The following is a 12,920-nucleotide window of genomic DNA, read 5'->3' on the forward strand; positions in this document are numbered from 1 at the left end:
ACCTCCCCGGCGGTACCAAAAGCCCTGCACGGTTCGCCGTGCGGGGCTTTTTATTGTCTTGCCTTTGAGACCGAGTCGCCCCCATCGCCGGCAAGCCGGTCTCGCTCCTACATTGGAATGCATTTCCCTGTAGGAGCGAGCCTGCTCGCGAAGAGGCCAGCCCAGTCACCCGGAAACACCAGGCAAAACACCCACCGTCCCCGCCAGAAAATACTGACTAGCCTTCAAGCATCCCCCTGAGCAAGGACGCTCACGATGCTTCTGCGCCTGTTTTTTGTTTTCTTCCTGACCTTGGTCTGCTCGATATCAAAGGCAGCCGACTGCCCCGACTGGCTACCCGACAGGGCTCTGGACGAAATCACCACCCTGCAAAAACAGATCGACACCTGGGATGACAGTTATCACCACCATGGCCGCTCGCTGGTTGCCGACGAACTTTACGATCAAGCCCTCGCTCGCCTCACCGAATGGCGCAGTTGCTTTGACTTGGGCCTGACGCCCGAACCATTACGCACGGCTGGCGGCAAAACTGCCCACCCCATTGCCCACACCGGACTGGAAAAAGTGCGAGATGGTCGTGCAGCCGAAACCTGGATGCGCGATCGCAAGGACCTCTGGGTACAACCCAAAGTCGATGGTGTGGCGGTGACGCTGATCTACCGCAAGGGCGTACTGCACCAGGCAATCAGTCGCGGCGACGGAATAAACGGGCAAGACTGGACGGCCTCGGCGCGACTGATCCCCGCCATCCCCCGGCAACTGTCGCAACCGCTGGACCTGCTGGTTCAAGGCGAACTCTATTGGCGACTGGCCGACCATGTGCAAGCCAAGGCGAGAAGCCTCAATGCCCGCGCCACCGTGGCCGGTTTGATGGCGCGCAAGGAACTCAGCCCTGAGCAGGCGACCGGCATCGGCCTGTTTATCTGGGACTGGCCACAAGGCCCGGCCGGTTTGCCTGCTCGCATCGCCGCTCTGGATGAGCTGGGTTTGCCGAGCATCGCGCCTTACAGTCAGCCGGTACAGACGTTTGCCGATGCTGAACACTGGCGCAATTACTGGTACCGCTCGCCCCTGCCCTTTGCCAGTGACGGTGTGGTCCTGCGCCAGAGCCAACGGCCTTCGGCCGAGCGCTGGCAGGCAAAAACACCGTACTGGGCCGTCGCCTGGAAATACCCCTTTGCCCAGGCGCTGGCCGAAGTACGCAAAGTCGACTTCAAGGTCGGCCGCACCGGACGGATCACCCCCGTGCTGGACTTGAAACCGGTGACGCTCGATGACCGGCAGATCAAGCGTGTCAGCGTCAGCTCACTGCGGCGCTGGGAGGAGCTGGACATCCGCCCCGGTGATCAGGTGTCCATCAGCCTCGCGGGGCTGACCATTCCCCGGCTCGACGGCGTCGTACTACGCGCCGCCGAACGCCCAGCCTTGAACACGCCGCTGGCAGCGGACTTTCATCATTTGAGTTGCTGGCAACCGACGCCGGGCTGCGAAAGCCAGTTTCTCGCGCGACTGACCTGGCTCAGTGGCAAGCAAGGGTTGGCCATGCCTCATGTCGGCCCGGGAACATGGGAGACACTTTTCGAAACAGGCCACCTGAACGGCCTGCTGGATTGGTTGACCCTCGATGCTCAAGAGCTTGCTAACATTAACGGCTTCGGCGAGCGCAGCAGTACTCGTCTTCTAAACAGTTTCAACAGTGCCCGCCAACGCCCTTTTGCTCGCTGGCTCAAAGCCCTGGGTTTACCACCGACCGGCCAGGCAAACCTCGCCGACTCCTGGCAGGAACTGGCACAACGAAACACCGAACAATGGCAGGCCGAAGCCGGCATCGGCCCGGGACGCGCGGCGCAATTGAGCGCATTTTTCCGCGACCCGCAGGTCCTGGCCTTGAGCGACACATTACGTGCGGCGGGGATCGACGGTTTTTAGCAACCGCAGATTCTCGCCCGCCCGGGAACCCAAAGAGGCCGACGAGCTCAAACGCCCATCGCCCTATCGACCCGATTGCACCTGCACATGGAGCTTTTATGAAATTTCTTTCACCGCTCGCCCTGCTGACCCTTTGCAGCGTGATGGCCGCTCCACTGATGGCCGTCGAAGAGGCCCCGGGGCTGACCGGTTGTGCCGCCAAGAAACAGGGCATCATCAACCAGATCGAACTGGCCAAATCCCATGGCAACGCCGAACAGCAGGCAGGCCTGGAAACGGCACTGAGCGAAGTCACCGCGCATTGCACCGACGCTTCGCTGAAGAAGGAGCGGGAAAACAAGGTCCTCGACGCCAAGCATGACGTCAGCCAGCGCCAGGCCGACCTCGACAAAGCCATGAAGAAAGGCGACCCCGAGAAGATCAACAAGCGCAAAGACAAACTGGCCGAGTCGCGCAAGGAACTGCAAGACGCGCTCGACGAGCTGGATAAATAAGAAAAGGTAAAGTCAGGAATTTGCAGCGTTCTTCAGGGAGCTTCGCGAGCAGGCTCGCTCCCACAGGTGAATGCATTCCAATGTGGGAGCGAGCCTGCTCGCGAAAGCGTCAGCAAGAGCGCTGCAAATCAATGATCCCGAAATTCCTTATGGCACGCACTGCAGGCATCTTCGACCTTCTGCACCGCCGGCCCCAGGTTGCTGGCCTTGTATGGCTGAACCTTGCTGGCAATCACCAATTCACCGGTGGCGGCTTCAAGGGTGCGGGCCATTTCCTGAAAGCGTGCCTGTTTCTGCCACACATCGCCCTTGGCGCTAGTGTGATCTTCTTCGCGCACCTGCGGAAAATGCTTCCACGGTTCCTGGGACAGCGCATCGAGTTTCACCGCGCCGTCAGCGAATTTCGGGCCGTCGAATGGAATGCGGCCGCGCAACATGCCACCCAGGTCTTCGCCGGTCTTGAGCATTTGTTTGAAGATTGCCTTGCGCTGGCCCAGTGGCGAATTCGGATCGACACCGCCGCACGCGGACAAGGTCAGGCAGGCCAGCAATACAACGGAAAGTCTTTTAAGAGTCATGGTGGCTTCAGGTCACGGGAAACGGCGGCCAGTATCCTCGCGTCATCGGCAAAGACCAATAGCCCTATTATCAATACGGGTTGTTTGAGCGCATGGAGCACTCAGGCAATCGACAAAGGAATTACTCCATGAACAGCCGTTTCAAGGCATGGCGTCACCGCCTCGCCTGGACCCTCCCGATGGTGGCCGTGCTCGCAGGCTGCACCGGCGGTGACAACAACAAACCCAAGACCCACGCGCTGGCGACTTATTCCAGCGCCACCTGGGAAGCCCTGCCGACGGTGTCCGATAACGACCTGGTCGCCGGCTTCGGTTCATGGCGCAGCGCCTGCACCCGACTCAAGGCCGACCCGATCTGGGGCTCGACCTGCGCTGCTGCCACCAACGTGCCGCAAACCGCCAGTGACATTCGCGGCTTCCTCAAACAGAACCTCGACGTCTACGGCCTGCGCGCCGCCAACGACAATCCCAACGGCTTGATCACCGGTTACTACGAACCGGTCTACCCCGGCAGCCTGACCCAAACTGCCGTGGCGAACATCCCGGTATACGGGGTTCCAGAAGACATGATCATCGTCTCTCTGGACAGCATCTACCCGGAGCTCAAAGGCAAACGCCTGCGCGGACGGCTCGAAGGTCGCGTGCTCAAGCCTTACGACGATGCAGCAACCATCGAAACCAAAGGGGTCAAGGCGCCGGTCGTGGCGTGGCTGACCGACCCGATGAACCTGCAATTCCTGCAAATCCAGGGTTCCGGTCGCATTCAGCTCGACGATGGTCGCCAGTTGCGCATTGCGTATGCCGACCAGAACGGTCATCCGTATCGCCCCATCGGCCGCTGGCTGGTAGAGCAAGGCGAACTGAAGAAAGAAGACGTGACCATGGGCGCAATCAGCGACTGGGCCAAGGCCAATCCGGCGCGCATTCCGGAACTGCTCGGCAGCAACCCGAGCTATGTGTTCTTCACCCGCAACCCGGACAGCAATGAAGGCCCTCGCGGATCGCTGAACGTACCGCTGACGGCGGGTTACAGCGCGGCAGTGGATCGCAAAGTGATTCCGCTGGGCAGCCTGTTGTGGTTATCCACAACGCGGCCGGACGGCACTGCACTGGTTCGTCCGGTGGCAGCTCAAGACACTGGCGGCGCGATTGCCGGTGAAGTCCGTGCGGATTTGTTCTGGGGCACCGGCGAAGCGGCGGGTCAACTGGCTGGCGACATGAAGCAGCAGGGGCAGATCTGGATGCTCTGGCCCAAAGGCGCGGCCTTGCCGCAAGTGCCTCAGGTGGCTGATGCGGTTAAAGCCAACCCTTAATTACTGTGGCGGCAGATAGATAGCTTTCGCGGGCAAGCCACGCTCCTACAGGGATCTGCGGCGATCACACAATTGTGATCGACTGTAATACCTGTAGGAGCGAGCGGGCGGCGATCCGACTTGCCCGCGAAGGGGTCAGTAAAAACACCGCAGATATGTCAGACCGAAATCACAAAGAAACTCACGATCAACCCCATCCCCACAAACCACACCAGCGACCGCAGAATCGCCCAGTCCGCCAGGTAGCAAATGATGTACAGCAGACGGCTGGTGATGAACAACACCGACAGCACATTGATCGTCACCAGCTCGGCGTTGCCGGCCAGGTGGGCCACGATCACCGCCGCCGCGAACGCCGGGGTCACTTCGAAACTGTTCAATTGCGCTGCATAGGCGCGCCGGCCCAAACCATTCAGTGACTCGAGAAAATCCCGGGGGTCATGGTTGTCTTTCAGTCCAAAACGGCCACTGATCTTGGCAATCCCCACGCAGAGATAGGGCAGGAAGAACGCAATCAAAATGCACCACAGAGCAACCGTCATATCGCAGTCCCTTTCTTCGAGTTATAAAATCCGGATTCCGGTCAAAACTTCATCACCAACATGCCGATCAGCACCAGCCCACAGGCCAAGAGCCGCGGCCGACCGAAAGGTTCTTTCAGATAGCGCATGCCAAACAGCACCACCAGAATCACGCTGATCTCGCGCAATGCCGCCGCTTCTGCAATCGACCCCAGCTGCATCGCCCACAGCACCAGAGCGTAGCTGAACAACACGCAGAACCCGACCGCCAATCCCAAGCGCCATTGTTCACGCCAGAACAGCATGAACGCCGGCCGCTTGCGCACCAACGCCAGCAGCGGAAACGGCCAGGCGCTGAGCAACGTCACCCAGACCAGGTAGTCCAGCGGATGCGACCAGCGCCGCAACGCCTGGCCATCGATAAAGGTGTAGCAGCCAATGCACAGGCCAATCAGCGCCACCACCGGCAGCATCGACCACGGCAAACGCGTACCGCCACCGCCCTGCCACAGCAGGCACAGCATGCCCAACGGGATGAGCAGAATTCCGAAGATCTGCTGATTCGTCAGCACCTCCCCGGCAAAGATCAGCGTCAAGGCCAGCACCACTAACGGCGACAAGCCACGCATCAGCGGGTACACCAAACCGAGATCACCCACCCGATAGGCCTGAATCAGCAGATAGCGATAAAGCAATTCGAATGCGGCCGATGCGAGAATCCATGGCCAGATTTCAATCGGTGGCAGCGCCACGAACGGCAGCATCAGCGCGACAAAAAGCATCGCCACGCTGTCCATGCAGGCCACGACCAACAACCGTTCCGCACTGAATTTAATCAGGGTGTTCCACGCCGCGTGCAACAGCGCCGCCACCAACACCAACGCCGTCGCAAGCACGGCACACTCCTTTTGTTCATCATCCTCACCCTGTAGGAGCACGGCTTGCCGGCGAAGGCGTACTTCAGACCGCTTTCGCCGGCAAGCCGTGCTCCTACAGGGACGGGGGGAGATAATTGATTCGCCATATGTCAGCAGCTGTTTATACTGCAAGCGACCACGCCGCACTCAGTTGCGCACAGACTAATTCCAATAATTTCTGCCATGGCCCGCTCTCTTCGAGAACGGTCGTCGGCCTGCGTATGCCTGATCACAGCGTCAAGACTACCGACAGAGACCTTGCGCATGCCACTCGCATTGCTTGCCCTCGCTGTTGCCGCGTTCGGCATCGGCACCACTGAATTCGTCATCATGGGCTTGCTGCCCGACGTCGCTCGCGACCTCGCCGTGAGCATTCCCCACGCCGGCCTGTTGATCACCGGTTACGCCCTGGGCGTGGTGTTCGGCGCGCCGATCCTCGCGGTCGGCACCGCCAATATGCCGCGCAAAGCCACCCTGCTGGGCATGACACTGATGTTCATCCTCGGCAACGTGCTGTGCGCGTTGGCGCCAAACTACGCCACGCTGATGGCCGCGCGAGTGGTTACCGCGTTGTGCCACGGGGCGTTCTTCGGCATCGGTTCGGTGGTCGCGGCCGGTCTGGTCGCGCCGAACAAACGGGCGCAGGCGATTGCCATGATGTTCACCGGCCTGACCCTGGCCAATGTGCTCGGCGTGCCATTGGGCACCGCGCTCGGCCAATACGCCGGTTGGCGTTCGACGTTCTGGGCGGTGTCGGTGATCGGGGTGATCGCCGCGATTGCGCAGTGGGTCTGGCTGCCGAAGGAAATCGCCATGGACAAGGCCAACCTCGCCAGCGAGTTCAAGGTGCTGGGCAAGGTCAATGTGCTGCTGGCCCTGGGCATGAGCGTACTGGCGTCGACCAGCCTGTTCAGCGTGTTCACCTACATCGCGCCGATCCTGCAGGACATCACCGGGGTCAGCCCGCACGGCGTGACCATTATGTTGCTGTTGTTCGGCGTCGGTTTGACGGCGGGCAGCATGCTCGGCGGCCGCCTGGCCGACAGTCGCTTGCTGCCTTCGCTGGTGGGCATGGCGTTGGCGGTGGTGGTCGTGCTGGCCGCGTTCACGCAGACCAGTCACTCGGTGATTCCGGCGGCGATCACGCTGGTGTTGTGGGGGATCTTTGCCTTCGCCCTGTGCCCGATTCTGCAACTGCTGATCATTGATCAGGCGCATGAAGCACCGAACCTCGGCTCAACGTTGAACCAGAGCGCTTTCAATCTCGGTAATGCGGCGGGCGCGTGGATTGGCGGGCTGGTGGTCGCCAGCGGCGCGGATCTGGCGGACTTGCCGTGGACCGGCGCGCTGGTCAGTGGCCTGACGGTGCTGACAGCGCTTTTCTTCATTTACCTGCAACGTCGCGGTGCGGCTGCGGTCAATGTGTCCGCCTGAATAATTGCCTTCGCGGGCAAGCCTCGCTCCTACAGGATCGCGCAGATCCCGTAGGAGCGAGGCTTGCCCGCGAAGAAGCCGACTCGGTGCACCTACCTGAAAACTAATCTCTCCCCTCATCCAAGGACCCCGGATGCTTGAACTTGTCGCTGCGTTTATCTGCCTCACCTCCCTCCTCACCTACGTGAATTTCCGCTTCATCGGCCTGCCCCCGACCATCGGCGTCATGGTCACCGCGCTGATGTTTTCCCTGCTGTTGCAGGGCCTGAGTTTCCTCGGTTACCCCGGCCTCGAAGAGCGTGTGCAACAGCTGATCGGCCAGATCGATTTCGGTGATCTGCTGATGAACTGGATGCTGTCCTTTCTGCTGTTCGCCGGCGCGCTGCACGTCAATCTCAATGACCTGCGCAGCTATCGCTGGCCCATCGGCCTGCTCGCAACATTTGGTGTATTGATCGCCACCGCCGTGATCGGCAGCCTCGCGTATTACATCTTTGCCCTGTTCGGCTGGCATGTGAGCTTTCTGTACTGCCTGCTGTTCGGCGCGCTGATTTCCCCGACCGACCCCATCGCGGTGCTCGGCGTGTTGCGGACCGCCAACGCGTCCAAACCGCTGAAAACCACGATTGTTGGTGAATCGCTGTTCAACGATGGCACCGCGGTAGTGGTGTTCACCGTGCTGCTGGGTATCGCGCAACTCGGTGAAACCCCGACCGTAGGCGCCACGGCCCTGCTGTTCGCGCACGAAGCAATTGGCGGCGTGCTGTTTGGTGGGCTGATCGGCTACCTGGTGTACCTGATGATCAAGAGCATCGAGCAGCATCAGATCGAAGTCATGCTGACCCTGGCACTGGTGATCGGCGGCTCGGCCATGGCGTCGGAGCTGCATGTTTCCGCACCGATCGCGATGGTGGTCGCCGGCCTGATCATCGGCAATCTGGGGCGCAACCTGGCGATGAACGACATGACCCGAAAGTACCTGGACGGTTTCTGGGAGCTGCTCGACGACATGCTCAACGCCCTGCTGTTTGCCCTGATCGGCATGGAGCTGTTGCTGCTGCCGTTCAACTGGCTGCACGTGCTGGCGGCAAGTTTGCTGGCCCTGGCCATTCTGCTCTCGCGCCTGTTGACCGTGGCACCAGCCATCCTCCTGCTGCGACGCTGGCGCACAGTGCCGCGCGGAACGATCCGGATTCTGACCTGGGGTGGTTTGCGCGGTGGTGTTTCGGTAGCGCTCGCCCTGGCGCTGCCATTGGGCCCGGAGCGTGATTTGCTGCTGAGCATCACCTACATCGTGGTGTTGTCGTCGATCCTGTTGCAGGGCTTGAGCATCGGCAAACTGGTCAAGCACGTGACCCGGGATGAGCCTGCGCCAGCGGCACAGGCCGGGCATCACTGATTACTTTTTGACCTTCTGCGGGTCGGGCTCCCGATCCGCAGACTGCTTCGGCGGCCCGCTTTCGCTGCGAATCTGCGCATGGCTCAACAGCGCAAAGATAAAGCTGCCACCGATGATGTTCCCCGCCAGCGTGGGACCTGCGAACACCAGCCAGAAATCCTTCCACGGCAACTCGCCGGCAAACACCAGATACGACACCTCGGCCGAACCGACGACGATGTGGGTGAAATCCCCCAGCGCCATGAGGTAGGTGATGAGGATAATGATCCACATCTTGGCGCTCTCCATGGACGGGATCATCCAGACCATGGTCGCGATCATCCAGCCCGACACAATGCCTTTGGCGAACATCTTGCTCGCATCGTTCTCCATGACCTTGCGCCCGATATCGAGGAAGGCCAGGTCGGTCCTGGTGTCGAAAATCGGCAGGTGCAACATCACATACGCGACCAGCAAGGTGCCACAAAGGTTGCCCACCAGCACCACCGACCACAGCCGCAACAATCGGCCGAAATTGTTCAGGGTGGGTTTGGTCATGACCGGCAGCACCGCCGTCAGGGTGTTCTCGGTGAACAATTGCTGGCGGGCGAGGATGACCGCAAGGAACCCGGCGCAGTAACCGAAACTGGCAATCACCTTGAAGTGTTCGTCGTCCGGCAGGCGCGAGTTGAGCAACCCCATGGCCATCAGCGACAGGCCCATGGTCAGGCCGGCGGCGAGCGCTGACCACCATAGTGCGGCGACGCTGCGTTCCAGTTCCTGATCGCCCTGGGTGCGGATGATTTCGTGCAATACAGCCGCACGTGGCGGCTGGCTTTTTTCGACGTCATGCCGTTCTTCAGCCGAGAGGTTCGGGGTCTTGCCGTCTTTTTGCGCGTCCATAGAGCTCCGGAACCGGTGGCGTGTCATGTAGGTACGACACGCGGGGTTCGGCGCTTGTTCAGTGCACTGGCTGGTTTCTGTAGGAGCCGGCTTGCTGCGGGCGGCGTTCCGACGATGGGGGCGACTCGGTTTTTGCGGTGACGCTTATGGCGCCATCGCCGGCAAGCCGGCTCCTACGGAACTCGCATTACTCGTCCTTGAACTGGTCTTTGACGTACTTGATCTCGGTCCGGCCGTGTGGGGCGGGCAGGCCGTCTTCACCTAGGTTGACGAAGACCATCTTCTCCACCGTCAGGATGCTTTTGCGGGTGATCTTGTTGCGCACTTCGCAGGTCAGGGTGATCGAGGTGCGGCCGAACTCGGTGGCGGTGATGCCCAGTTCGATGATGTCGCCCTGGCGCGAGGCGCTGACGAAGTTGATTTCGGAAATGTACTTGGTCACCACGCGCTGATTGCCCAACTGGACGATGGCGTAGATCGCCGCTTCTTCGTCGATCCAGCGCAACAGACTGCCGCCGAACAGCGTGCCGTTGGGGTTGAGGTCTTCGGGTTTTACCCATTTGCGGGTGTGGAAATTCATATTCACTCCTGAGCGTCTTGCCGAATGATGGGTGCCATCATGGCAGAGCCCGGACTAGAGCTCTATTAAGCATCGTCTATGGTCACGATTACCGTTCGGACATTGACCGACAGAAACGCTTTGGAAGATCAGCATAGCCCGCTATAATCGCCCCCGTTTCAAAACGGTAACGTTCCATTGATACCGTTTTCCCGCCACCTGTCCGAGGGGCGCTGCAGCAGGTTCAACCTGTCAGGCTCGGATGGGGCGTTGACTGGCCACGGCCAGACACTAAACGCACAACGGCGCCCATTCGCATACATTACGAATGGAGGCTCTTCATGAGCGCTGTTATCACGCCTGCAGATTTTAACGATTACAAAGTCGCCGACATGTCCCTGGCTGCCTGGGGCCGTCGCGAAACCATCATCGCTGAATCCGAAATGCCAGCCCTGATGGGTCTGCGCCGCAAGTACGTCGGTGAGCAGCCGCTCAAAGGCGCCAAGATTCTCGGCTGCATCCACATGACCATTCAGACTGCCGTGCTGATCGAAACCCTGGTTGCCCTGGGTGCCGAAGTTCGCTGGTCGTCCTGCAACATTTTCTCGACTCAGGATCAGGCCGCTGCTGCTATCGCCGCTGCTGGCATCCCGGTTTTCGCCTGGAAAGGCGAGACTGAAGAAGAGTACGAGTGGTGCCTGGAGCAAACCATCCTGAAAGATGGCGCGCCTTGGGATGCCAACATGATCCTCGACGACGGCGGCGACCTGACCCAGCTGCTGCACGACAAGTACCCACAGGTTCTGGATCGCGTTCACGGCGTGACCGAAGAAACCACCACTGGCGTTCACCGCCTGCTGGACATGCTGGCCAAGGGCGAGCTGAAAATCCCGGCCATCAACGTCAACGACTCGGTGACCAAGAGCAAGAACGACAACAAGTACGGCTGCCGTCACAGCCTGAACGACGCGATCAAGCGCGGCACCGACCACCTGCTGTCCGGCAAGCAAGCGCTGGTCATCGGTTACGGCGACGTGGGCAAGGGCTCCGCTCAGTCCCTGCGTCAGGAAGGCATGATCGTTAAAGTCTCCGAAGTCGACCCGATCTGCGCCATGCAAGCCTGCATGGACGGTTTCGAACTGGTTTCGCCGTTCATCGACGGTATCAACACCGGTACCGAAGCAAGCATCGACAAAGCGCTGCTGGGCAAGATCGACCTGATCGTGACCACCACCGGTAACGTCAATGTTTGCGATGCGAACATGCTCAAAGCCCTGAAGAAGCGCGCTGTTGTCTGCAACATCGGCCACTTCGACAACGAAATCGACACCGCTTTCATGCGCAAGAACTGGGCATGGGAAGAAGTGAAGCCACAGGTTCACAAAATCCACCGTACCGGTCCTGGCGCATTCGATGCCCAGAACGACGACTACCTGATCCTGCTGGCCGAAGGCCGTCTGGTTAACCTGGGTAACGCCACCGGTCACCCAAGCCGCATCATGGACGGTTCGTTCGCCAACCAGGTTCTGGCGCAGATCTTCCTGTTCGGTCAGAAGTACGCCGACCTGTCGCCAGCCCAGAAAGCCGAGCGCCTGACTGTTGAAGTACTGCCGAAGAAGCTCGACGAAGAAGTGGCCCTGGAAATGGTCCGCGGTTTCGGCGGCGTCGTGACTCAACTGACCAAGACCCAGGCCGACTACATCGGCGTGACTGTCGAAGGTCCGTTCAAGCCGCACGCTTACCGCTACTGATTCGCTGGCCGGCTGCGCGGTGTTCTGATGCACCGCGTCGCCTGCATCGCCAGCAAGCCGGCTCCTACAGGGGAGCGGTCGTATGCGAGTAACGTGTACGGACGCAACCCTGTAGGAGCCGGCTTGCTGGCGATTGCGGACAAACCGGCCCCACAGGCTTACGCGTTTCCAAGGATATGACCATGTCCCAAGACCGTCGCTACAGCTTCGAGTTCTTCCCTACGAAGACCGACGCTGGGCATGAAAAGCTGCTCGCCACTGCTCGTCAGCTGGCCACGTACAACCCCGATTTCTTCTCCTGCACCTATGGCGCTGGCGGTTCGACCCGTGATCGAACCCTCAACACCGTGTTGCAGCTCGAAAGCGAAGTCAAAGTCCCTGCCGCACCGCATCTGTCCTGCGTAGGCGACAGCAAGGACGACTTGCGCGGCCTGCTGGCGCAATACAAGGCTGCCGGCATCAAGCGCATCGTTGCCCTGCGCGGTGACCTGCCTTCGGGCATGGGCATGGCCAGCGGCGAAATGCGCCACGCCAACGACCTGGTCGAATTCATTCGTGAAGAGACCGGTGATCATTTCCACATCGAAGTCGCCGCTTACCCGGAAATGCATCCGCAAGCGCGCAATTTCGAAGACGATCTGACCAATTTCGTGCGCAAAGCCAACGCTGGCGCCGACAGCGCGATCACCCAGTACTTCTTCAACGCCGACAGCTATTTCTACTTCGTCGAGCGTGTACGGGCGATGGGCGTGAACATCCCGATCGTGCCGGGCATCATGCCGATCACCAACTACAGCAAGCTGGCGCGTTTCTCCGATGCCTGCGGTGCGGAAATCCCGCGCTGGATCCGCAAGCAACTGGAAGCCTACGGCGACGACACCCAGAGCATTCAAGGCTTTGGTGAACAAGTCATCACCGAAATGTGCGAACGCCTGCTGCAAGGTGGTGCGCCAGGGCTGCACTTCTACACACTGAACCAGGCTGAAGCGAGTCTGGCGGTGTGGAACAACCTGAAGTTGCCGCGCTGATAAACGTTTAAAGCAAGATCAAAAGATCGCAGCCTTCGGCCACTCCTACATTCGGGCATGTTTAATCCCTGTAGGAGCGGTCGAAGGCTGCGATTTTTTGCTTTCTACGTACTTT

Annotated in this window: 12 protein-coding genes and 1 riboswitch; of the genes, 7 read left to right on the forward strand and 5 right to left on the reverse strand. The window is 60.1% G+C overall.

Features of this window, described 5'->3' with window-relative positions:
- Positions 1-255 precede the first annotated feature (255 nt).
- Complete coding sequence (gene ligB / locus J4E42_RS06475; protein WP_207284862.1) at positions 256-1,929, forward strand: NAD-dependent DNA ligase LigB; 1,674 nt, start codon at positions 256-258, stop codon at positions 1,927-1,929.
- A gap of 98 nt (positions 1,930-2,027) precedes the next feature.
- A complete protein-coding gene (locus tag J4E42_RS06480) occupies positions 2,028-2,423 on the forward strand; it encodes a DUF1090 domain-containing protein (protein ID WP_008045011.1) in 396 nt (131 codons plus the stop codon).
- Positions 2,424-2,551: 128 nt separating this feature from the next.
- On the opposite strand, the gene J4E42_RS06485 is transcribed toward J4E42_RS06480, so the two are convergent.
- The gene (locus J4E42_RS06485) at positions 2,552-3,001 is read right to left on the reverse strand and encodes a cytochrome c (RefSeq protein WP_008033302.1); all 450 of its coding nucleotides are present in this window, start codon (positions 2,999-3,001) and stop codon (positions 2,552-2,554) included.
- 128 nt (positions 3,002-3,129) lie between these two features.
- Between J4E42_RS06485 and J4E42_RS06490 the strand changes: the two genes are divergently transcribed.
- The gene (locus J4E42_RS06490) at positions 3,130-4,314 is read left to right on the forward strand and encodes a murein transglycosylase A (protein WP_008045012.1); all 1,185 of its coding nucleotides are present in this window, start codon (positions 3,130-3,132) and stop codon (positions 4,312-4,314) included.
- Positions 4,315-4,472: 158 nt separating this feature from the next.
- Here the strand turns inward: J4E42_RS06490 and J4E42_RS06495 are convergent, their stop codons facing one another.
- Positions 4,473-4,856 carry an MAPEG family protein gene (locus J4E42_RS06495; protein WP_008045013.1) on the reverse strand — a complete coding sequence of 128 codons (384 nt, stop codon included), beginning with the start codon at positions 4,854-4,856 and terminating at the stop codon, positions 4,473-4,475.
- Positions 4,857-4,897: 41 nt separating this feature from the next.
- Positions 4,898-5,731, reverse strand: a complete 834-nt coding sequence (locus J4E42_RS06500) for an EamA family transporter (protein WP_008033307.1) — start codon at positions 5,729-5,731, stop codon at positions 4,898-4,900.
- A gap of 285 nt (positions 5,732-6,016) precedes the next feature.
- Between J4E42_RS06500 and J4E42_RS06505 the strand changes: the two genes are divergently transcribed.
- Both J4E42_RS06505 and J4E42_RS06510 read left to right on the forward strand, forming a co-directional pair.
- A complete protein-coding gene (locus J4E42_RS06505) occupies positions 6,017-7,186 on the forward strand; it encodes an MFS transporter (protein WP_207284863.1) in 1,170 nt (389 codons plus the stop codon).
- Positions 7,187-7,319: 133 nt separating this feature from the next.
- Positions 7,320-8,585, forward strand: coding sequence for a sodium:proton antiporter (locus J4E42_RS06510; protein WP_207284864.1), 1,266 nt, complete (start codon positions 7,320-7,322; stop codon positions 8,583-8,585).
- Here J4E42_RS06510 and J4E42_RS06515 read toward each other — a convergent pair whose 3' ends face one another.
- Positions 8,586-9,467 carry a formate/nitrite transporter family protein gene (locus tag J4E42_RS06515; RefSeq protein ID WP_207284865.1) on the reverse strand — a complete coding sequence of 294 codons (882 nt, stop codon included), beginning with the start codon at positions 9,465-9,467 and terminating at the stop codon, positions 8,586-8,588.
- 187 nt (positions 9,468-9,654) lie between these two features.
- On the reverse strand, positions 9,655-10,047 hold the full coding sequence (locus J4E42_RS06520; protein WP_008033312.1) for an acyl-CoA thioesterase: 393 nt from the start codon (positions 10,045-10,047) through the stop codon (positions 9,655-9,657).
- Positions 10,048-10,245: 198 nt separating this feature from the next.
- A riboswitch (S-adenosyl-L-homocysteine riboswitch) is annotated at positions 10,246-10,344 on the forward strand.
- Between the two features lie 23 nt (positions 10,345-10,367).
- Between J4E42_RS06520 and ahcY the strand changes: the two genes are divergently transcribed.
- Together ahcY and metF are read left to right on the forward strand one after the other, a co-directional pair.
- Complete coding sequence (ahcY, locus tag J4E42_RS06525; protein WP_008045025.1) at positions 10,368-11,777, forward strand: adenosylhomocysteinase; 1,410 nt, start codon at positions 10,368-10,370, stop codon at positions 11,775-11,777.
- A 182-nt stretch (positions 11,778-11,959) separates the two neighbouring features.
- On the forward strand, positions 11,960-12,805 hold the full coding sequence (metF, locus tag J4E42_RS06530; protein ID WP_207284866.1) for a methylenetetrahydrofolate reductase [NAD(P)H]: 846 nt from the start codon (positions 11,960-11,962) through the stop codon (positions 12,803-12,805).
- Positions 12,806-12,920 lie beyond the last annotated feature (115 nt).

This window comes from Pseudomonas sp. FW300-N2A2 (genome assembly GCF_017351735.1).
GTDB classification, from domain to species: Bacteria; Pseudomonadota; Gammaproteobacteria; order Pseudomonadales; family Pseudomonadaceae; genus Aquipseudomonas; species Aquipseudomonas migulae.